The following is a 20,297-nucleotide window of genomic DNA, read 5'->3' on the forward strand; positions in this document are numbered from 1 at the left end:
CCTGTTGTATAATCCGGCAGGCACGGATAACGGGGAGAACATTGCAGCATGAACTAGATTGGACGCTTTTCAACCGGCTTGCCGGCCGGCCTACCGGCTACCTTTTTCTTTCACTTCAGGAGCAAATGAAATGACGACTGCTACCACTTCCAACAACCGCATGGCCGTGATGCTCGGCTTCCTGGTGATGGCCGCGCTGTTCGCGGCCGAGCCGGCGCTCGCGCAGACTGGCGGGCTGGACAAGGTGAACACCTTCATGGACAACGTGCTGGCCGTGCTGCGCGGCGTGTCCATCACGACCGTGACCATCGCCATCATGTGGGCGGGCTACAAGTTCCTGTTCAAGCATGCCGACATCGCCGAGGTCGGCAAGATTCTGGCCGGTGGTCTGCTCATCGGCGGCGCGGCCGAGCTGGCCCGCTACCTCCTGTCCTAAGCGGGAGGTCACGCGATGTCGGCACCAATGGATGACTTCGATCCGCGCGATCCGCTGTTCAAGGGTTGCACCCGGCCGGCCATGCTGTTCGGCGTCCCGTTGGTGCCGCTCGCAGTGGTCGGCGGGGTGGTGGTTCTCATCAGCGTGTGGACGACGATCCTGTTCGCCTTCACGCTGATTCCCATCGTGATAACGATGCGGATCATCGCCAAATCGGACGATCAACAATTCAGGCTCTTGGGCCTGAAATTCGTGTTCCGGGTCATCAACCGCAACAAGAACGGGCGCTTCTGGAAGGCATCGGCCTACAGCCCGATTGCCTTCACGAAACGCAAGTGAGAGGGACTTATGTCTGCCCTGCCAAAACCTAAATACTTCGACCAAGTGAACAATGAAAGGGCGGTTGCGCCCTTCATTCCTTACAGCAGCCATGTGTCGCCGAACACCATCGTCACGACGCAGGGCGATTTCCTGCGCGTGTGGCGCGTGGCCGGCATCAGCTTCGAGACGGCAGAGCCGGACGAGATTCTGCGGCGCAAGGAACAGCTCAACACGCTGCTGCGCTCCATCGCTACCAGCAACGTGGCGCTGTGGACGCACAACGTCCGCCGCCGCACGTCGGACAGGCTCAAGGGCGTGTACGACAACGACTTTTGCCGCGAGCTGGATCGCAAGTATTACGACAGCTTCGTGGGCTATCGCATGATGGCGAACGAGCTGTATCTGACGGTCATCTACCGGCCGAATCCCTCGCGGATCGGCAAGGCGATGGCGAAGTCGGCGCGGCGCACCGTCGATGAAATCCTCAAGGATCAGAAGGCGGCCATCCGCAAGCTGGACGACATCGCCTATCAGGTCGAGGCCAGCATGCGCCGCTACGGCACCGACGAGAAAACCGGCATCGAGGAACTGCGCACCTATGAGGACGAGAACGGCATCGTGTGCTCGCAGGCGCTGGAGTTCTTGAACTTCCTGGTGTCCGGCGAGTGGCAGAAGGTGCGCGTGCCGGCCGGGCCGCTGAACGCTTACCTGGGCACGGCCTGGGTGTTCGTGGGCGCGGAGACTATCGAAATCCGCTCGCCGACGAAGACGCGCTACGCGATGGGCATCGACTTCAAGGACTACTCGGCGCACACCGAGCCGGGCATCTTGAACGGTCTGCTGTACGAGGATTACGAGTACGTCATCACGCAGTCGTTCAGCTTCATGAGCAAGCGCGACGGCAAGGACTTTCTGGAGCGGCAGCAACGCCAGTTGATGAACGCCGAGGACGGCAGCGCGACGCAAATCGCGGAAATGACGCAGGCCATTGACGAGCTGATTCAAGGTCAGTTCGTCATGGGCGAGTACCACTACTCGCTGCTGGTCTTCGGCGAGACGGTCGAGAAGGTGCGCCGCAACACCACGTCGGCCATGACGATCATTCAGGACAGGGGTTTTCTGTCCGCCTTGATCGCCACGGCGACCGACTCGGCTTTCTACGCGCAATTGCCTTGCAATTGGTCGTACCGGCCGCGCGTGGCCGGCCTGACCAGCAAGAACTTTGCGGGCCTGTGCAGCTTCCACAACTTCCGCGCGGGCAAGCGCGACGGCAACCCGTGGGGGCAGGCCGTGACGCTGTTCAAGACGCCTTCGGGCCAGCCGCTGTATTTCAACTTCCACTACTCGAAGGGCGACGAAGACGCCTTCGACAAGAAGGTGCTCGGCAATACCCGCGTCATCGGCCAGTCCGGTGCGGGTAAGACGGTGCTGCTGAACATGCTTCTGTGCCAGTCGCAGAAATACAAGCCGCGCTCGCCTGTCGGCTTCACGACGGTGTTCTTCGACAAGGATCGCGGCGCGGAGCTGCTGATTCGCGCCATCGGCGGCAAGTATCTGGCCGTCAGGAACGGCCAGCCGACCGGCTTCAATCCGTTCCAGATGGAAGCCAACGAGACGAACATCCTGTTCCTGGAGAAGCTGATTCGCGTCCTGGTGTCGGCCGGTGGCGAGCGCGTCACCACGGCGGACGATGCGCGCATCAGTCATGCGGTGCGAACCGTCATGAAGATGCCGAAGGAGATTCGCCGGCTGTCGGTGGTGTTGCAGAACATCACCGAGGGCACCGACAAGGAAGACCGCGAAAACAGCGTGGCGAAGCGCCTCGCGCGGTGGTGCGTCGATGACGGCCACGGCAAGCGTGGCCCGTTCTGGTGGGTGCTGGACAACGCGACCGACCTCATCGACTTCACCACGCACGCGAACTATGGCTTCGACGGCACGCACTTCCTGGACAACAACGACGTGCGGACGCCGATTTCCATGTACCTGCTGCATCGCATGGATTCGGTCATCGACGGCCGCCGCTTCGTCTATTTCATGGACGAGGCTTGGAAGTGGGTCGATGCCGAGGCGTTCGCGGACTTCGCGGGCGACAAGCAATTGACCATTCGCAAGCAAAACGGCCTCGGCGTGTTCGCTACGCAAATGCCTAGCAGCATGTTGAAGTCGAAGATTGCCGCGTCCCTGGTGCAACAGGTGGCGACGGAAATCTACCTGCCTAACCCGAAGGCGGACTTCACCGAATACACCGAGGGCTTCAAATGCACGCCCTCGGAGTTTGAAATCATCAAGACGATGGGTGAAGAAAGCCGCATGTTCCTGGTGAAGCAAGGCCATCAGTCGATGATCGGCCGCTTCGATCTGAGCGACGTTAAGGACGCTGACGGGAACACGGTAATTAGCTTCGGCGATGAACTCGCCATTTTGTCGGGCAGCTCCGATAACGTCGAACTGCTCGATGAAATTCTCGCCGAAGTCGGCGATGACCCGGAAGTGTGGGTTCCCGTGTTCCACCAGCGCCGCAAGGCACGGGTGGCGTCCTCTAAGCAGCAAGAAAGGTGAAATCATGAAGATGAAGGCTCTTGTCGCTGCGCTCGCCATCACGATGGCGGGCGCGGCCAGCGCGCAAATCCCGGTAACGGATGGCGCTTCCATCGCCAACAGCATCCAGCAACAAATCGAGACGATGGCGAAGTGGAAGATGCAATATGACCAAATGGTTAGCCAAATCGACCAGATGAAACAGCAGTACCAGTCCCTGACTGGCTCTCGCGGCCTGGGCAATATCCTGAACAACCCGGCGCTGCGCGATTACCTGCCGAGTGACTGGCAAGGCGTCTATGACTCGGTGAAAACGGGCGGCTATGCCGGCCTGAGCGGCCGGGCGGCCTCGATCTACTCGCAGTCGAAGATTTTCGACTCGTGCGCGCACATCACGGTCAGCGACCAGAAGAAGCTGTGCGAGGCGCGGGCCGTGAAGTCGGCCCAGGATCAGGCTTTCGCCCTGGATGCCTACGACAAGGCGAAGTCGCGGCTCAACCAGATTGACAGCCTCATGGCGAAGATCAACGACACGCCCGACCCGAAGGCCATCGCCGAGCTGCAAGGCCGGATCGCCGCCGAACAGGCAATGATCCAGAACGAGCAAACGAAGCTCCAGCTTTACGCGATGGTGGCCCAGGCCGAGGACAAGATTCAGCAGCAGCAGCAGCGTGAATTGCAGGCCCGCACCTGGGCGGCCCGCAAGGGCATTCAGGCAACGCCGATCACGTTCGGCACGCCGTAATGGCAATGGTGACGCCGGCGAGGATCTCGCCGGCGTCTTGCGTCACCATCCTTTGGTGACAACTTTTCGACCTGGCCAGCTCGGCCCCGTCACCAACGATAGGAGAGTGACCGATGAAGAAAAACGTAGTGATGATGCTTGCAGCAGTCGCGGCCCTGGCCCTGGCCGGCTGCAAGGAAGACAAGCCGCAGGAGGTCGTGCAAACGGTCGAGTGGTTCAAGGAGCACAAGGCCGAGCGCGAAGCGCAGCTCGCCAAGTGCAAGTCGAACCCTGGCGAGCTGGCCGCAACGCCCAACTGCGTCAACGCCAGCCGCGCCGATTCGTCTTCGACCTGGAGCGCACGCGGCGGGGCGATCAAGGTAGCGCCTCTTTCCGCTCCGTCTTCGGCCGCTCCGGCCAAGACCGAGGGCAACAACAAATAGGACGGTGACTTATGGACCCGATGGTTTTTCAGTTCATCGGCGAGACAGTGCAGAACGCTACCAATGCGTTCGTGACACCGGCCGCCACGAACTTGATGTACGCGCTGCAAATGATCGCCATCACTGGCGTGACGCTCTACATCGTGCTGACCGGCTACGCCATCAGCACGGGCGCGATTGAGTCGCCGTTTTGGACGTTCGTCAAGCAGTGCGTGAAGATCGTCATCATCGCGGCCTTTGCGCTCACGGTGGACGGATACGCCAACGGGGTGATGGGCGCGCTCAACGGCCTGGAAACGGGCTTGGCTGACGCGATGAACACGTCGGGCGGGCCGCCCGCCGCGAACATCTATCAGGTGCTCGACCAGTCCCTGGGCAAAGGGCTGGAAATCGTCGCGCAGTGCTTCCAGAAGGCCGACGAGGCCGGCTGGAACTTCGGCGCTGTGCTCGGCTGGGCCATTGCCGGCGTGGTCGTGGCGCTCGGCACCGTCCTGGTGTCGATGCTCGGCGGCGCGGTGGTCATCGTCGCCAAGTTCTCGCTGGCGATTGTGTTCGCCCTGGGGCCGCTGTTCATCCTGGCCTTGATGTTCCCGGCCACGGCGAAGTTCTTCGATTCCTGGTTTGGGCAGGCGATGAACTACATCCTGACCATCGTCATCATGGCAATCATCATGACGTTTGCCATGCGGGCATACGACGCCTTCATCGCGGGCGCGGACTTCTCCGGTAGCGGCGACTCGAACCCGATGTTCGCGGCGCTGCAAATCGGCGCGCTGACGGGCGTCCTGGTGTGGATCATCTTGCAGGCAGGCGGCATAGCCTCCGGCCTTGCCGGTGGCGTCTCGATGGCAGCGATGGGCATTCGCCATTTGGCGATGCCCGTCACGGGTGGTCTGCGTGGTGCGAAGGGCGTCGGCAACATGGTGAACCCGATGACGACGCGCCGCGATATGCAGTCCGGGATGATGGTCACGGCTCGCCGGGCCAACCATCTGGTGGCCGGCAACACGATGTGGAACCCGGCCTATCGCCAGCATGTGATGCAGAACATGGGCAAGAACTGGGGCCGCGCCTCGGGCGGCACGGTGAAGCAGTAAGAGGCCACGGCGGCCACCAACGGCCGCCCTGTTTTCACCGAAACAGGGCGGCTTTTTTTCGTCTTCGCGCAACCAAAATAGGGCACTTTGGTTGTGAATATGGTATATTCTGGCGTGCCGATTCATTTCACTTAGGGACACCAACATGAAACGGGTATCTGTCGTTCTTCTGTTCGCCGCCGCCCTCGCGGGCTGCGCCACGAACGCGCGTCCTCCGGTCGTGCCTTCGCTCGAAGGCAAGCCGCGAGTCCAGATCAACAAGCAGGTGCCGCCCGCAGCGGCTCCAGTCAATCAACGAGAAGGGGAGTAATCATGTTCGGACGCAAGAACCGCGCGACTGAACCGGCACCGAGTGCGGAGCCGGAAAAGAGCAAGGGCGAGAAGCTGCACGAGGCGGCTTTGAATTGGGAAGCATCGCGCGTGCTCCTGGTCGAGAAGTCGGAGCGCCGCGCCTGGACGATTGCGACGTTCGCCGTGGTGTGCGTGGTGCTGCTGGTAGTCGCCATCGCCTTGATGCTGCCGCTCAAGGAAAACACGCCCTACGTCATCCGCGTGGACAACACGACGGGCGTCCCGGACATCGTGACGGCGATGGACACGAAGGGCGTTCGCTTCGATGAGGTCATGGACAAGTATTGGCTGGCCCAATACGTCCGCTCGCATGAAACCTATGACTGGTACACGCTCCAGAAGGACTACGACACCGTGGGCCTGCTGTCCTCGGCTCGCGTGGGCCAGGAATACGCCGCGCTGTTCGAGGGTAAAGACGCCCTCGATAAAAAATACGGCAACTCGGTGCGCGTGTCGGTCGAGATTGTCAGCGTCGTGCCGAATGGCAAGGGCATCGGCACCGTGCGGTTCATCAAGACGACGAAGCGCGTTGATGATCCCAACTCGCCGGGCACTGTCACCAAGTGGGTGGCAACAGTCGCCTACGAGTACCGCAATCCGTCGCTGATCCGCGAAAGCGCCCGACTGGTGAACCCCTTCGGCTTCCAGGTACTGAGCTACCGCGTCGATCCTGAAATGGGGGTCGCACAATGAAGAAGATCGCATTCGCCGTGCTGCTGGCACTCGGCGCGGCCACGGCCGCGCAGGCGGCCGACGTGCCGGTGGGGTCGCGCTACGACGGCCGCATTCAGTACGTCAACTACAACGCGGGCGATGTCGTCATCGTCCGCGCCTTGCCGGGCCTCGGTGCCCGCATCGTCTTCGCTGCCGACGAAGAAATCCTTGATGTCGCGTCGGGCTTCACCCAGGGATGGGAGTTCTCCGACCGGCGCAACATCCTGTACGTCAAGCCGAAGTCGATCAAGACCGGCAGCGGCCAGGAAGCCATCGTGATGGCTCCCGAGGCGGGGAAGTGGGACACCAACTTGATGGTGACGACGAACCGCCGCATGTACGACTTCGACTTGAAGCTGCTGCCGGGTGGTGGCAACAGCGGCAAGGCACCGCAGAACCAGCGCGTGGCCTATCGCGTCGAGTTCAAGTACCCCGAGGACGAAGCGGCAGCGCGGGCGAGGGCGGCCGACAAGGCAAAGGCGCAAGCGAAGCTCGATGAGAAGCCCGCGCCGCGCAATTGGGCCTACTCGATGCAGGTCGGCGATGCCTCCGATGGCATCGCGCCGACGATGGCCTACGACGACGGCCGTTTTACCTACCTGAAATTCCCGAACAACCGGGATTTCCCGGCCGTGTTCATCGTGGCTGCCGACAAGTCGGAAAGCCTCGTGAACACGCATGTGGACAAGGATGTGCTGGTCGTCCATCGCGTGGCCCGCGAGCTGGTCTTGCGCCTGGGGAACGCTGTCGTTGGCGTTTACAACGACAAGTACGACGTGGACGGCCTGCCGCCCACTGATGGCACGACGGTTCCCGGCGTGAAGCGCGTAATCGTTGGAGGGGATGAAGAATGAGCAACCAAACCAATCAGCAGGCCGAGCTGGAGACGTTTGACGGCGAGCGCGGCATGCCGAGCGTGAACGATCACGGGCCATCGACTGCGAAGCGTGGCCTCATCGTCGTGGTGCTGCTCCTGGTCGTTGGCCTGGGCGGCGGTGCGGCCTACTGGAAGCACAAGCAGCGCGCCGACCGCGAGGCGGACGCGCAGCAAGCCAAGGCGATGCAACTCACCAGCGCCGTGCCGGCGCGCACCTTCACCGATCCGCCCGAGCTGCCTGGAGCTGCGCCGGCCCCTGCGGCTCCGGTGCCGGTCGTTCCTGCGCCGAGTGGGGCAGGGCAGGCGAGCGCACCGCCTCTGCCGGGCGATGCGGGCGGCAGCGGCCAGCAACGGCCCGCGCCTTCGCTGGACAAGTCAGGCTCGGGCCTGATGGCTGTCGCGCAGAAGGGCGACACGGGCGCGGATGCGGGCGGCCAGCCGGGCCGCGCTGCACCGCCGCCCGAAGGTGGCGGCCTCTCGGCCCTGCTGTCTTCGACGCGCACGCCGTCGCGCAAGGCCGGGCACTTGGGCAATCGCAACTTCATCCTGGCGAAAGGCAGCTTCATCGACTGCGCGCTGCAAACGAAGCTCGATAGCACGGTGCCCGGCATGACGGCCTGCGTCGTGACGCGCAACATCTACAGCGACAACGGCAAGGTGCTGCTGGTCGAACGCGGCTCGACCATTTCGGGCGAGTACCAATCGAACATGCGTCAGGGCATGGCTCGCATCTTCGTGCTGTGGTCGCGCATCAAGACGCCGAACGGCGTGGTCATCAACCTGGATTCCCCAGGCACCGATCCGCTCGGCGGCGCGGGCCTGCCGGGCTACATTGATAACCACTTCTGGCAGCGGTTCGGCGGCGCGCTGATGCTGAGTCTGGTCGATGACGTTGCACGGTATGCCACCCAGGGCACGAACAACAACAGCGGCCAAATCAATTTCAGCAGCACGGGCGAGGCCACCCAAAACATGGCGGCGGAAGCGTTGAAGAACACCATCAACATTCCGCCAACCCTCTACAAGAATCAGGGCGAGCAAGTCGGTGTCTACATCGCCCGCGATCTGGACTTTTCGAGCGTGTACGATGTCGCAGCAACCAACCAGTGAATACCTCGCGGCCTCGCTGAACCGCGCGACTTCGGTCGATTTCCACCTTCAACCGCTCGCCACCTGGATGAGCGATCCGGCCATCACGGAAGTCTGCGTGAACCGGCCGGGTGAAGTGTGGTGCGAAAGGGCTTGCAAGTGGGAACGGCACGAAGCGCCGGCTCTCACTTACGAGCATCTGCGTTCGCTGGCGACGGCCGTCGCCAAGTTCTCATCCAACGACGTGTCGGACGTGCGGCCGATCCTCTCGGCCATCCTGCCGCAAGGCGAGCGCGTGCAAATCGTGATGCCGCCCGCGTGCGAGCAAGGAACGATTTCGGTCACGATCCGAAAGCCGTCCTTCACGGTTCGCACGCTGGATGACTACGCGAAGCAAGACTTCTTCGCTCACATTCGGCCGATCAGCGCCGAACTGAGTCCCGACGAGCTGGAGCTTTTGCAGCTCAAGGAAAAGCACGATTACGTCGGCTTCCTGCGTCGGGCCGTCCAGCTCGAAAAGGTCATCGTGGTGGCCGGCGAAACCGGCTCGGGTAAGACCACCTTCATGAAGGCGCTGATGCAGGAGATTCCCCAGGATCAACGCATCATCACGATTGAAGACGTGCCCGAGCTGTTCTTGCCGAACCATCCGAACCACGTCCATCTGTTCTACCCGTCCGAGGCGAAGGAAGAAGAAAACGCGCCCGTGACGGCGGCGGCGCTGCTCAAGAGCTGCTTGCGCATGAAGCCGACTCGCATCCTGCTGGCCGAGCTGCGCAGCGGCGAGACGTTCGACTTCATCAACGTGGCCGCCTCGGGCCACGGCGGCAGCATCACGAGCTGCCACGCCGGTTCCGCCGAACTGACGTTCGAGCGCCTGGGCTTGATGGTGCTCCAGAACCGCCAGGGCCGGACGCTTCCCTATGCGGTCATCCGTCGCCTGCTCTACATGGTGGTGGATGTCGTGGTGCATGTGCATAACGACGTGTACGGCGACTTCGGCCGCCACATCACCGAGCTGTGGTACGAGCCGAAGCTGAAACGCGCACCGGCTCCGGCTGATGCGTAGGGCGATGGTGACAGGCCCGCGCGATCGAGGAGCTGCGCCTGTCGCCAATCATGCACGCCGCCCCCTCCGGCCCCTGGCCGGGGTGGGGAAAGGCGGCAAAGCCGCTGCGGTGGTGACGAACGCATCCAACCTGGTGGATCTGTTCGTCACCATTTTGTTTTTCTGGATGGTGACGCCGGCGAGCTGGCCAGGTCGTCGGCCTGTCACCAAAGGGGATTGATATGGAAATGCCTAAGTGGGTGAAGTGGCTATTCGGGTTGGCCGTGTTCATCGCCGCGACGGTGGGCATCGTGTGGCTGTCGGGGTTTGTCTTCTTCCTGTTCAGCAAGGCGAACCCGTTCGGCAAGACCGACTTTTCGACGTGGTGGACGTACTGGCAGTTCTACCAAAACGATCCGGTCGTGGCGAAGCGCCTCACGGTGTCCATGATCGTGGCGGCGGCCGTGGGCTACGGCGTGCCCATCGTGCTGACGATTGCGGCGCTGCGCGACGTGCGGACGCTGCACGGCGAAGCCCGCTTCGCCAAGACGCCGGAGATTGCCAAGGCCGGGCTGTTCGACAAGACCGGCATCATCATCGGGAAGTGGAAGAACCGCTTCCTGATGTTCGCCGGCATGCAATTCGTGCTGCTGGCCGCGCCGACTCGCTCGGGTAAGGGCGTCGGCATCGTCATCCCGAACCTGCTCAATTGGGCCGAGTCGGTCGTGGCAATGGACGTGAAGCTGGAAAACTTCCTCATCACGTCCAAGTTCCGCAGGAAGTGGGGGCAAGAGGTCTATCTGTTCAACCCGTTCTCGATTGCCGAGGACGCCGAGGGCAACCCGCTGAACGGCAAGACGCACCGATACAACCCCCTGGGGTACATCAGCGACGATCCGCGCATGCGCGTGACGGACATCCTGGCGATTGGCTACTCGCTCTATCCGGGCGAAGGCCGCGATGCGTTTTTCGATGATGCGGCGCGAAACCTGTTCCTGGGCCTGACGCTGTACCTGTGCGAGACGCCCACGCTGCCGCGAACCATCGGGGAGCTGCTGCGCCAGTCGTCGGGCAAGGGCCAGCCGATCAAGGATCACTTGCAAGGCATCATCAACCAGCGGAACTACCGCGAGGTTGAGGAAGTGGACGAGGAAACGGGCGAGATTGCGAAGACGCTCGTTCCCGTGACCGAGTGGGACGGCGAAGGCTTGCCGCCGCTGTCGAGTGAATGCGTCGATGCGATCAACCGCTTCACGTCCACCTCGGACAACACGCTGTCGTCCATCATGGCGACGTTCAACGTGCCGTTGACGATGTGGGCCAGCCCCATCGTGGACGCGGCCACGTCGGCGAACGACTTCGACTTGCGCGACGTGCGCAAGCGGCGCATGTCGATCTACCTTGGCATTCCGGCCAACAAGCTGGCCGAGGCGAAGCTGCTCATCAACCTGTTCTACACCCAACTGGTGAACCTGAACACGAACCAGCTTCTGCACGCCACGCCCGAGCTGAAATACCAATGCTTGATCCTGGCCGACGAGTTCACCGCGCCCGGCCGGATCGGCATCATCGACAAGGCCAACAGCTACATGGCCGGCTATGGCCTGCGCCTGCTGACGATTATCCAGTCGCCGGGCCAGCTCGAAGCCGAGCCGCCGAAGGGCTACGGCCGCGAGAACGCGCGCACCTTCGTGACGAACCATGCGTGCCAGATTTTCTACACGCCACGGGAGCAACGGGACGCGAACGAGTATTCGGAAGCCCTGGGCTACATGACGGTTCACTCGAAGAACAAGAGCAACGGCCGGGGCGGCACCAGCCTTTCCGAGTCCATCGGCGAGGGTGCCGGCCAGCGCCGGGCTTTGATGCTGCCGCAGGAACTCAAGGAAATGAGCCAGCGCGAGCAAATCATCAGTCTGGAAAACACGAAGCCGATTCGCTGCGAGAAGATCGCCTACTACGCCGATCACGCTTTCATGGATCGGCTCAAGTCGGTGTCGCCTACGCTGGCGAAGCTCGGCCGCAAGCTGCCGTCGAAGAAGCAGCTTGAAGATGTGTGGGGTTCCGGCGAGCTGGCTTCGCCTGTGCCGTCGCTCGATCTGGACTTGCACGAAGCTGTCGTTCAGTCGCGTATCCGCGAGCTGACGACGGCCGATGTCGAGAAGGGCATCGACCTCCGCAAGCTGGCCCTGGACACTTCGGCGCTCAAGGTGGCGAGCGGTAGCGAAGGCATCGCGCCCGAACAGGTCGAAGACTTCGTGAACGGATTCTTCGACGCCCTGGACGCCGTGAACGAGTACGACGACGAGGAAATCGGCGACGACGGCATCGGCGAGCGGCCGAGCGACGACGAGCTGGCCGCGCTCGATGCCGAACCGGATGCCGGCGTCGATGCAGCCGCCCAGGCCGAGGCAGACGACGCGGCCGAGCTGGACAACGTGCTGGACACGGCCCTGGACGCGGATACAGCGCAGAACGCCATCGCGGTGGACGTGGACACCGACGACGACGCGAATGCCGCCCAGGACGCCCAGGAAGCGCCCCAGGCGCTGCCGGCGACGGTGGCCGAAGCCGACGACACGGCGGACGATGAAACTGTCTTGCCGGACGGCCTGGACGATCTGCCGAGCGACGACGAGCTGGCCGCAATGATGGACGCGGCCATGCCCGGCGACGACGGGATGCCGGACGAGGCGGACATGCTGGCCGCCCTCGATGCGATGGAAGAACCGCCGATGCTGGACGATGAGCCGGCACCGGAAACCGAGTCTCGCGCGCCTTTACTGGATTTAGGCGTGCTTGACAAGCCCCTGCCTTCAACGAAGAATGCTGGTTAAGGCATGAATTTGGTATGTGTCGATGAACGTCGGCAACTACCAAAACGGGCGCAGCCCAAGGGCGACTTCACCGCAAGTCGCATTTTTTGAACTCCATAGGAGCCTTCACCATGAATGACCGCACCATCCCTGCCGGCGACAACGCACCGGCCAAGCAACCCGCGAAGCAGCGCCCCCAGGTGGGCGACTACCTGATGAAGATCGAGGAAGTTCCGAAGGAAGTTCGGGACTACGCGATCAACAAACTTTCCCCGAAAGACGCTGACGGCAACCGGCTGAAAGACGACGCCGGCAAGGAAGTTCGCGCCGGTATTGCCGCTGCGAAGGAGAACGGCAGCTACTACGGCCCCGTTGTCCTGAACAACGACAAGTTCATCGTGCAGGCCGTGGGCAAGGATCGCAGCTACGCGGTAGTGCATCCGAAGGACAAGGTGGAGCTGCAAGGCTCCACGCTGGCGATGCTGGACGCGAAGAAGCAGCTCAACGGCTTCAACGTCCAGATTCACTACACGGGCGACAAGGCGAAGGCGTACCCGTTCAAGCCGAAGGAAGCGACGGCCGATCAGGCGCAGGGCCAGCAGCGCGACCAAGCGCCGAAGGCCAAGGAAGCGAAGGAGACGATGAAGCCCGAAGCGTTGCTTGCCCAGGCGCAGGAATACGCGGCCGGCAACATCAAGAACGCGAACCAGCGGGCCGCGTTCTTGAAGCACATGGAAGCCGTGACGAAGCAGGCTTTCGAGCCGCGCGAGCAAGCGGCGCAGCAGGCCGCGAAGCCGGCACCGACCAAGGCGCAGCCTGCGAAGCAGGCTGACAAGGGCATCGAACGTTAAGGGGCGCGAACATGGCTGAAATCAACAAGGGCAACGCGCCCGAAGTCGATGCGAACTTGAAGGAGCAAATCGACGGACTCAAGCAAGTGACAACCGAGCTGAACGCCTCGATGCGCAGCCCTGCTGTCGGCATCATCGAGATTGACGGCAAGCCGGCCACGGCGGTGAAGTACGAACGCGGCGAGAAGGACGGCCAGCCCGCCTACAACGTGTCGTTCACGATGGACAACAAGACCGTGGCGAAGCTCAAGGGTCTTGATGACATCGACCTGGAGAACGCAGTCGGCGAAAAAAATGCGAAGGCAATTCGTGAAGCTGAGGCCGAGAAGGGCACGCTGAAAGGCGCGGCGTTGGCGAATGAGTACGGCCTTTCTCCCGAGGAAAACGCCCGTCGCATAGCCGAAAAGGAGGATCGCAAGCAGGCCGAGTTTGACCGCATGCAACCGGACGATCCGACCGAGAAAAACGTCGTGTCGCACGAGCCGGAAAAGCTCGAAGAAATCGACGTGGACGAGGCACTGGCCCGCGTGGCGCGCATGCGAGAGGCCGAGCGTCAGCAGCGTCTTGCGGCCGAGCAAAACCAGCTCGGGCAGCAGGCCGAGGGCAAGCGCATCAAGGTTGAAAACCTGTCGGAGAAAGCCCAGGAACAAGACGACGCGAATCGCATCGCCGAGCGCACGGGTGCGGATACCGCCTACCCCGAACAGGTATCGACCGAGCGCGAGAAGAACCGGCAAGTGGAACTCATGCAGCAGGTTCACCAGCAGTTCCGCGTCTCCGGCGCGAAGTTCCATTTCAAGGATCAGCCGCAGCGCGTGGCCTTCAAGGACAAAGGCCCGCGCATGGTGTCCGCGTCGAACGATGAGCGTGTCGCGCACGCGATGGCGACGATGGCCGAGGCGAAGGGCTGGAAGACCATTCGCGTTTCCGGTCATCCTGACTTCCAGCGCGAGGTCTGGATGGAAGCGAACCTTCGCGGCATAGAGGTTCGCGGGTTCAAGCCGCAGGAGAAGGACTTGAAGGAGCTGGAAGCCCGCCGCGATCTGCGCTCGAAGAACGTAGTCGAGCATGAGGCCACGCAGACGCGCCAGGACGCGCAGAAAGGCCGCCAGGGCACGCAGCAGGACACCGGCAAGACCCAGGCCGCGCCGCAGCCTGAAAAAGCGCCTGAGCGGTCGGACAAGGCCAAGGTGGTGGCCGCCGTCGCCGCCGAAGTGCTGGCCGAGAAGGTCAAAGACCCGAAGCAGCGGGACGCGATCATGAAGGCCATCAACGAGCGGCTGGAACAGCGCGAGAAGGCCGGCAAGGTGCCCTCGGTGCCGGTGTACGACAAAGCCGCTCCGACCACGCAGCAGCAGCCCGAGCGCAGCCGGCCGCAGGTCGAGCGCAACGCCGAGCGCACCCGTTAATTCACTCTTGGAGACACGACTATGGACTTCTGGAACGAACAGGCCGACCAGCTCGAAAAGGCTCTGCTGGACAACGCGCCGGCCCTGGTGCTGCACTACATCCGCACCGCCTCGCCCGAGGCGGTCGCGGCGCTGGCTGGCGATGCACTGCCGGCCAGCGACAACACGCGGGCGTCGGTGGTCGCCACACTGGCCGCACGACTGGATCAGTCGATGCCGGCCGGCGCGTACTCGCGCAGTGCCTGAATGCAGCCTCACGACACGCTGAAACTGTCTTGGAAACGGCAAAAAGCCTTGCGCGACAAGGCTTTAGCCTACTACATATAATATAGATTATGTAAAATGACCGGCGGATTATGATAGCGCCAGTCTATTGATGGTGACGCCGCGGCCGCCTCGATGCGCGCTCGATGTCACCATTTTTTTGCCCGCCTCTTTCGTTGGTGACAGTTCCGCCGCCGGCGCCGGCGAGATCCGTCACCAATCGCCCGGACGTGGTGACACGGCCAGCCCAGCCAGGCGCGGCGGCCGTCACCATCGGCACGCTGCGCAGCTCCCGTGTGTGGTGACAAACGCATCCAACCTGGTGGATCTGTTTGTCACCAATGCCGGCACGTCGGCCGACCTGGACAGCTCGACGCATGTCGGGCAAGACAATTTCAGCGCCGCGCCTATCCTCAAACGCTACCAAGATGTATAATTTTGGTTCGCAAAAGTCACCAACTAAGGGGTTCAAAATGCGTAGATTGGTCATCATCAGTTGTGCCGCCATGCTTGCCGCGTGCTCGACGCCACCTAAACCGCCGACCGTGGACGGCACGAACCGCACGGCGGTGAATGACGCGGAAACCGCCTCCGTGCTGTCCCTCCGGGCCGATCTGGCCGAAACGAAGCAACGAGTGCGAGAACTGGAACGCCGGCCGGCCGCAGTGCCGGCCGTCGTGCATCCAGCACCGCCGCCCGCGCCGGTTTCGCACACGGTCACGGTTCACTTCCCTTTCAACTCGGCACACTTCCAGCCCACGGCGGCCCAGGAAGCCGAGCTTCTGCCGCTCCTGGCGAATGCTCGCCGGATCGAGGTCAGGGGCCGCACGGATGCCGAGCGCCCGAGTGCTGGCGATGAGCGTATCGCGCTCAAGCGCGCACAAGCCGCCATGAACTACTTGGTGGCCCGTGGAGTTCCCGCGACGAAGGTATCGGTCAACTACCTGTCGGGTGGCGACCATGTAGCGGAAGGCGGCACGGCCGTTGGCCGCGCGCAGAACCGCCGCGTGGAAATCGAGGTTTTCAACCAGTAAGGAGGAATCGACTATGAAGAAGCTCGCCCTTTTGCCGCTCGCGCTCGCGGGCATGTTCAGCGCCACGGCGGCCCAGGCCGACGATGGCCTTTTCACTGGCGACGTGCGCCTCGCGTGCGAAGCCGTCTTGTGCTTGTCTTCGGGCACGCGGCCGAGCGAGTGCGCTCCGTCGTTGAAGCGGTACTTCTCGATCAGTCACAAGAAGCTGTCGGACACGCTGAAAGGGGTCTCCTCGTTTTCAGTGCAATAAGTGACGGTACGAAAAGCTAGCACTGGCGCGGAGGTGGTGTTGGTAGATCGTTGATTTCATTGACTTTCCTGTTCACTTTCAAATCTGCGATTCGTGGCGTCAAACCGTGGTCGGTTTCATCCATTGGTGCCAGTTATCGATGCATTTGGCCGCGAAGGCAGGATTTGGTCAGCATAGCGGTCAACCGGGAAGCGAAACACACCCCGCAAGTTGATGCTCTCCAGCCTGGTGGGCGCAATCTTCCCGATCAGTTCCGGTGGAATGACCTGGCGGCGGTTCGACCAGCGATCCAGGACCGCCTGCATCTGTGAGGTATTCCACGCCATCACGATGTTGGCCATCAGGCTCAACGCATCGGCCACAGCCTGCATTTCATCGACACGTTTGGCCTGCGCCGGGCTGATCCGGCCGGTATAAATGGCGCGCTTGAGGGCGTTAACAGCCTCGCCCCGATTGAGCACCCGGCGCAACTCGTTCCTGAAAGCGTCCTTGACAAAGTAGTCAGCCAAAAACGCCGTACGCAGCAACCGCCCCAATTGCACGCCAGCCTCATAGATTGGATCGCCCTGGGCGGCAGAACCGAACCGCGCAAGAGCTGCCACCGCACTGGCATGTCCGCTCATGACCGAGGCTGCCAGGTGCACCAGACTATCCCAATGCTTTTCGATCAAAGCGACGTCGACATTGGCTTCGCACACCGCAGCGATTTCTGCGGGCACTTTGGTGCCGCGTGGCACAAAGAGGTGGCGCTGTTTGAGTTCCTTCAACCGCGGGCAAAGATCAAAACCAAGCAAACGGGCATGTGACATGGCAAAGTCGGTGTAGCCATGGGTATCCACAGCAAGCTGGCTGGTCTCCAGCTTTTCTTGGCGGATGACACCTTCAATGGCCACGCCCGCCTGGCGCTCATTGAGCACAAAGGGCTGCGCATGGAAGATGCCCCACCGGTCTTTTACATGGGAGTAGATTCCAATGGAAGGTGTGTTGCGCCGAGGATCAAGCCGGGCTTGCCACACCCGTTTGGTGGTCTCCATGGTCATCATGTCAGAAGATGCCAAATCGGACCGCCCCCAGGTGGCGGCAATCGGGTGTCGCTGCATGAATTCCAGCACAGCCTGGCAGGCCTGGCTCAGACGCCGTTCGTCCCGCGCCCAGCGCATGGCCTGGCGAATGCTGGTGGCAGACAATTGCGGAATCATGCGCGCGCATTCGACCGCAGTCAGACTGGTGCCGTGGGCCATGATGCCGGCATAGACCATCAGCAGCTCGTCGGTAGAGCGCGGCTCACGTCCGAGCATGATCCAGCTAAAGCGCACCTGGGCGTCAACGGCCAGAATCACTTCCGGCAATTGAACCTCACCGATGCGGTGATCCAAAGCCGCGCGCAGCTTGGTCACTTCTGGGTCTTCGTCCTCTGCGGGCAATGGCGACAAATGGAGTTCATCATCCACGCGCAGTACGCCACTGCGGGCTGCAGCGGCCACCGCATCGACACCGGCAGTTACTCTGGCCAGCAAAGGCTTCAAGAAAGTGGCAGCCTTGCTGGGTAACGATAGACGGGCATAGTGTTTCTTGGACTCTGCCTGCCAACGCTCGTCCGTGAAGAACAAGCGCGCACGACCCCGAAAGCTCAGGCTGTGCTCAATCCAGACCGAGCCATTGCGCACCGCGCGGCGCAGGGCAAACAGGGTGGCCACCTCCAACGCCTGAAACGCCCGTTCCCGGTCTGGGCTGGAGATCGAAACCTGCCAGATCATTCCCAGACTTGGTGCCACCACTTCAACTGGCAGCTTTCTGGATCCTTTGAGATATAAAGCTTGCAGCTTGGCAAGGTACTCGATGGCAGGATGCTCGCCGGTGGCCTGCCAGGGCAGCTTTGCAATGGCGACGAGCAACGACCGCACGGGGCGAATTCCATCAATCAATCCCTCGCGGACCAGGGAGGCCCTGCTCGGTGGTTTGCGTTTCTGGGTTTCGGTGATCAAGGCTTCAAGACGGGCACGCAACTCAGCATCTGGCACCGCACCTTGCGCGCTCAAGGCAACAAGTTCGCCGAGCAGCGTTTTGTACATTGCGGCCCAATTGACGGTAGCGGGGACATCGGCGGCAGCCTGACGCCACAGATCGGCGATCCGGCGCTGCACCATAAGGATCAACTGGTCTGTGGTGGTGAACAGGCAATACCGAAGAAAGCATGCGACCTCCACGGTGCGCGCTGGCTCTTTGATCTTGGCTCCGGCTGAGGGCGGCCTGGAGACAAGTCGGCGCGCGTAGCGGCGCAAGATGAGATCGGGGATGTCTGCCAGGTGCTTATGAACGTCCAGCGTGTAAAGCAGGTCGATGCGCTCCAGTACCTCGCTGATTTGGCGGGTTGAGTGTTTCGCCGGTGCAGCCCATAGCCAACTCTGCTGGGTTTGTCCATCTGGGCGCAGCTCTGAAACTGAGGCTCGCCAGCGATCAAGTGTTGCTGGATCAACGCTGGCGGCGATGGCGGTGCCTGTTTCAACTTCAAGCTGGGCAAGTGCCGCCGCAATCAGTGTCCGAATTGCCCGCTCGTGCACGATCACCAGCTTGTTCTTGTACAGCCATTGACGCGCCCGCACGAGTAGCTGATCGCGGTCGGCGCAGCGCGCCACTTCGTCGCGCAGTTCACGTACCAGTGAGCGGCGCTGGTGCTCGCTCATCCACTGGAATCCAAGGACCGTGCAGGCTACTTGTTGGTGATCGAATAGCGTGCGCCCGCGTTCATACATGGCTCTCAGCGAGGCGACTTCTGGTGCTGCAATGCCAAGCTCGTTGCCAAGGTGGCGCCACAAGGCTACTGGAATTACCCGAAAGGCACCGAGCAAACGCCCACTCATGCGCAGGAAACCAATATGGAGCGCCAGACCAAGCTTGTGGGAATCACCTCGGCGTGCATTGATTGCGTCGCGCTCGGCACCATCGAAGGTGAAAAATGCCTTCATCTCGAAGTCGCTGATATCGCGGGGGAGCCCACGCATCCCCAAAAACGTTGTGTGCCAACCCTGCATCGTGAACCTCAAAAGTGGGAGGCCACCATACCCGTTTACAAAGCGAACAGGAAAGTCAATGAAATCAACGGTCTACCCAGACCACCCCCGCGCCAGTGCTAGCTTTGCGTACCGTCACTTATTGCACTGAAAACGAGGAGACCCCTAGTCCACGAGACGGCGGACCCCCTCGACGGCGGTGCCGCGCACGCTGGCGGGCAGTTGGAGTGCGCGCGCGACCAGGCGGGCCACGGCGGGGTGGCTCGGCTGAACATCGGCGGCGGCGGACTGCGGCGCACGCGGCTTGGATGGGGGCGCGTCGGTATCGGCCTTGCGCGCTTCGGCCTGGCCCAAGTCGAAGGCCTTGAGGCTGGGCTTGACACCGACACCACCGCGTTCGATGGTCTCTTCGAACTGCTTGCAGCTGAACGGCAGCACCCCCGAGCCGCTCAGGGCGCCGAACAGGACCGCACTGAGCACGCTGCCGGTGCGCTCGGCGGCCTCGGCCATGTCGAAGCTGATGAAGCGCCTGGCCGCCCGTCCGGCCTGTCGCAGGAGAGCGGCGCTGTCGACCCGGCCGTCACCCATCGCCGATTTCTCGGCGATCGAGTAGACGCGGTGCGTGGAAGTGATCAGCGTCGTGTTGTGCGACGTCACGAAGCCCCGCTGGACGGCCCGGCCGGCTTCCATGAGCTCGGAGGCCAGCACGATGTCCACATCCCCGGGCAGTGGCGCCTGGGCGAGCACGGGCGCCCGCGCTCCTGGAACGTCGGCGCCAGGGAACAATTCCACGTAGTAGATCGTCGCACCGGTGCGCTGCGCGACTCCGGGCACGGAGGTGGTCTGGGCGAACCAGCCATTGGCTTCGCCGAGGTCGACGATCCAGTCGGCAAGCACGCCACCGCCTTCGCCACCCATCGCCAGGACGGCGATCTTGATCGGTTCGGTCAGCGTCGCTGGAGGAAGGTCACGGGGGCTCATGGTTCTGGTTGAAGCGAGAGAGGTGGAACGGTTGGTGCAT

General features: G+C 62.3%; 18 protein-coding genes and 1 pseudogene. 17 read left to right on the forward strand and 2 right to left on the reverse strand.

All coding sequences use genetic code 11. The features are described from left to right. Positions 1 to 130 precede the first annotated feature (130 nt). The 17 genes from E5CHR_RS31350 (at position 131) to E5CHR_RS31430 (ending at position 16,265) form a co-directional block, all read left to right on the forward strand. Complete coding sequence (locus E5CHR_RS31350) at positions 131 to 436, forward strand: TrbC/VirB2 family protein (RefSeq protein ID WP_070698005.1); 306 nt, start codon at positions 131 to 133, stop codon at positions 434 to 436. 27 nt (positions 437 to 463) lie between these two features. Then, entirely contained in the window at positions 464 to 775 is a 312-nt protein-coding gene (locus tag E5CHR_RS31355) for a type IV secretion system protein VirB3 (protein ID WP_070698004.1), read from the forward strand. 9 nt (positions 776 to 784) lie between these two features. Then, the gene (locus tag E5CHR_RS31360; protein ID WP_159597453.1) at positions 785 to 3,319 is read left to right on the forward strand and encodes a VirB4 family type IV secretion/conjugal transfer ATPase; all 2,535 of its coding nucleotides are present in this window, start codon (positions 785 to 787) and stop codon (positions 3,317 to 3,319) included. A 4-nt stretch (positions 3,320 to 3,323) separates the two neighbouring features. Continuing rightward, positions 3,324 to 4,043 carry a P-type DNA transfer protein VirB5 gene (gene virB5 / locus E5CHR_RS31365; protein ID WP_159597452.1) on the forward strand — a complete coding sequence of 240 codons (720 nt, stop codon included), beginning with the start codon at positions 3,324 to 3,326 and terminating at the stop codon, positions 4,041 to 4,043. A gap of 113 nt (positions 4,044 to 4,156) precedes the next feature. Beyond that, positions 4,157 to 4,465: an EexN family lipoprotein gene (locus E5CHR_RS31370; RefSeq protein WP_070698001.1), complete on the forward strand. Its 309-nt coding sequence runs from the start codon at positions 4,157 to 4,159 to the stop codon at positions 4,463 to 4,465. Positions 4,466 to 4,476: 11 nt separating this feature from the next. Further along, positions 4,477 to 5,562 carry a type IV secretion system protein gene (locus tag E5CHR_RS31375; protein WP_159597451.1) on the forward strand — a complete coding sequence of 362 codons (1,086 nt, stop codon included), beginning with the start codon at positions 4,477 to 4,479 and terminating at the stop codon, positions 5,560 to 5,562. 145 nt (positions 5,563 to 5,707) lie between these two features. Then, positions 5,708 to 5,872: a conjugal transfer protein TraI gene (locus tag E5CHR_RS31380; protein ID WP_141762690.1), complete on the forward strand. Its 165-nt coding sequence runs from the start codon at positions 5,708 to 5,710 to the stop codon at positions 5,870 to 5,872. A 2-nt stretch (positions 5,873 to 5,874) separates the two neighbouring features. Then, the gene (locus E5CHR_RS31385) at positions 5,875 to 6,606 is read left to right on the forward strand and encodes a virB8 family protein (protein WP_159597450.1); all 732 of its coding nucleotides are present in this window, start codon (positions 5,875 to 5,877) and stop codon (positions 6,604 to 6,606) included. Further along, complete coding sequence (virB9, locus tag E5CHR_RS31390) at positions 6,603 to 7,481, forward strand: P-type conjugative transfer protein VirB9 (protein WP_046532891.1); 879 nt, start codon at positions 6,603 to 6,605, stop codon at positions 7,479 to 7,481. The genes E5CHR_RS31385 and virB9 overlap by 4 nt, the downstream gene beginning before the upstream one ends. A gap of 53 nt (positions 7,482 to 7,534) precedes the next feature. Continuing rightward, positions 7,535 to 8,614, forward strand: a complete 1,080-nt coding sequence (gene virB10, locus E5CHR_RS31395; protein WP_442907309.1) for a type IV secretion system protein VirB10 — start codon at positions 7,535 to 7,537, stop codon at positions 8,612 to 8,614. Next, positions 8,592 to 9,662: a P-type DNA transfer ATPase VirB11 gene (gene virB11 / locus E5CHR_RS31400; protein ID WP_159597449.1), complete on the forward strand. Its 1,071-nt coding sequence runs from the start codon at positions 8,592 to 8,594 to the stop codon at positions 9,660 to 9,662. Before virB10 ends, virB11 begins: the two co-directional genes overlap by 23 nt. Before the next feature lie 221 nt (positions 9,663 to 9,883). After that, the gene (locus E5CHR_RS31405; RefSeq protein ID WP_159597448.1) at positions 9,884 to 12,478 is read left to right on the forward strand and encodes a type IV secretory system conjugative DNA transfer family protein; all 2,595 of its coding nucleotides are present in this window, start codon (positions 9,884 to 9,886) and stop codon (positions 12,476 to 12,478) included. A 110-nt stretch (positions 12,479 to 12,588) separates the two neighbouring features. Then, complete coding sequence (locus E5CHR_RS31410; RefSeq protein WP_159597447.1) at positions 12,589 to 13,308, forward strand: KfrB domain-containing protein; 720 nt, start codon at positions 12,589 to 12,591, stop codon at positions 13,306 to 13,308. Positions 13,309 to 13,319: 11 nt separating this feature from the next. After that, positions 13,320 to 14,717 (forward strand): LPD7 domain-containing protein, encoded by a 1,398-nt coding sequence (locus tag E5CHR_RS31415; protein WP_159609101.1) that lies wholly within the window; start codon positions 13,320 to 13,322, stop codon positions 14,715 to 14,717. A 21-nt stretch (positions 14,718 to 14,738) separates the two neighbouring features. Beyond that, the gene (locus tag E5CHR_RS31420) at positions 14,739 to 14,963 is read left to right on the forward strand and encodes a hypothetical protein (protein ID WP_070697993.1); all 225 of its coding nucleotides are present in this window, start codon (positions 14,739 to 14,741) and stop codon (positions 14,961 to 14,963) included. A 500-nt stretch (positions 14,964 to 15,463) separates the two neighbouring features. Continuing rightward, positions 15,464 to 16,015: an OmpA family protein gene (locus tag E5CHR_RS31425; protein WP_159597445.1), complete on the forward strand. Its 552-nt coding sequence runs from the start codon at positions 15,464 to 15,466 to the stop codon at positions 16,013 to 16,015. A gap of 13 nt (positions 16,016 to 16,028) precedes the next feature. Then, positions 16,029 to 16,265 (forward strand): TrbM/KikA/MpfK family conjugal transfer protein, encoded by a 237-nt coding sequence (locus E5CHR_RS31430; protein ID WP_159597444.1) that lies wholly within the window; start codon positions 16,029 to 16,031, stop codon positions 16,263 to 16,265. Positions 16,266 to 16,381: 116 nt separating this feature from the next. Here E5CHR_RS31430 and E5CHR_RS31435 read toward each other — a convergent pair whose 3' ends face one another. Both E5CHR_RS31435 and E5CHR_RS31440 read right to left on the reverse strand, forming a co-directional pair. Beyond that, on the reverse strand, positions 16,382 to 19,297 hold the full coding sequence (locus tag E5CHR_RS31435; protein ID WP_003158660.1) for a Tn3-like element IS1071 family transposase: 2,916 nt from the start codon (positions 19,295 to 19,297) through the stop codon (positions 16,382 to 16,384). Positions 19,298 to 19,444: 147 nt separating this feature from the next. Beyond that, positions 19,445 to 20,257: pseudogene (locus tag E5CHR_RS31440) on the reverse strand (indolepyruvate oxidoreductase subunit beta family protein); the annotation flags it as partial. Between the last annotated feature and the right edge of the window lie 40 nt (positions 20,258 to 20,297).

Origin of the sequence: Variovorax sp. PBS-H4 (assembly GCF_901827205.1) — a bacterium.
Taxonomy (GTDB): Bacteria; Pseudomonadota; Gammaproteobacteria; order Burkholderiales; family Burkholderiaceae_C; genus Variovorax.

Bases quoted from the DNA above. Each gene is read 5' to 3' on its own strand.
- E5CHR_RS31350 (WP_070698005.1), top strand. From the start codon at position 131: ATGACGACTGCTACCACTTCCAACAACCGCATGGCCGTGATGCTCGGC.
- E5CHR_RS31355 (WP_070698004.1), top strand. From the start codon at position 464: ATGGATGACTTCGATCCGCGCGATCCGCTGTTCAAGGGTTGCACCCGG.
- E5CHR_RS31360 (WP_159597453.1), top strand. From the start codon at position 785: ATGTCTGCCCTGCCAAAACCTAAATACTTCGACCAAGTGAACAATGAA.
- virB5 (WP_159597452.1), top strand. From the start codon at position 3,324: ATGAAGATGAAGGCTCTTGTCGCTGCGCTCGCCATCACGATGGCGGGC.
- E5CHR_RS31370 (WP_070698001.1), top strand. From the start codon at position 4,157: ATGAAGAAAAACGTAGTGATGATGCTTGCAGCAGTCGCGGCCCTGGCC.
- E5CHR_RS31375 (WP_159597451.1), top strand. From the start codon at position 4,477: ATGGACCCGATGGTTTTTCAGTTCATCGGCGAGACAGTGCAGAACGCT.
- E5CHR_RS31380 (WP_141762690.1), top strand. From the start codon at position 5,708: ATGAAACGGGTATCTGTCGTTCTTCTGTTCGCCGCCGCCCTCGCGGGC.
- E5CHR_RS31385 (WP_159597450.1), top strand. From the start codon at position 5,875: ATGTTCGGACGCAAGAACCGCGCGACTGAACCGGCACCGAGTGCGGAG.
- virB9 (WP_046532891.1), top strand. From the start codon at position 6,603: ATGAAGAAGATCGCATTCGCCGTGCTGCTGGCACTCGGCGCGGCCACG.
- virB10 (WP_442907309.1), top strand. From the start codon at position 7,535: ATGCCGAGCGTGAACGATCACGGGCCATCGACTGCGAAGCGTGGCCTC.
- virB11 (WP_159597449.1), top strand. From the start codon at position 8,592: ATGTCGCAGCAACCAACCAGTGAATACCTCGCGGCCTCGCTGAACCGC.
- E5CHR_RS31405 (WP_159597448.1), top strand. From the start codon at position 9,884: ATGGAAATGCCTAAGTGGGTGAAGTGGCTATTCGGGTTGGCCGTGTTC.
- E5CHR_RS31410 (WP_159597447.1), top strand. From the start codon at position 12,589: ATGAATGACCGCACCATCCCTGCCGGCGACAACGCACCGGCCAAGCAA.
- E5CHR_RS31415 (WP_159609101.1), top strand. From the start codon at position 13,320: ATGGCTGAAATCAACAAGGGCAACGCGCCCGAAGTCGATGCGAACTTG.
- E5CHR_RS31420 (WP_070697993.1), top strand. From the start codon at position 14,739: ATGGACTTCTGGAACGAACAGGCCGACCAGCTCGAAAAGGCTCTGCTG.
- E5CHR_RS31430 (WP_159597444.1), top strand. From the start codon at position 16,029: ATGAAGAAGCTCGCCCTTTTGCCGCTCGCGCTCGCGGGCATGTTCAGC.
- E5CHR_RS31435 (WP_003158660.1), bottom strand. From the start codon at position 19,297: ATGCAGGGTTGGCACACAACGTTTTTGGGGATGCGTGGGCTCCCCCGC.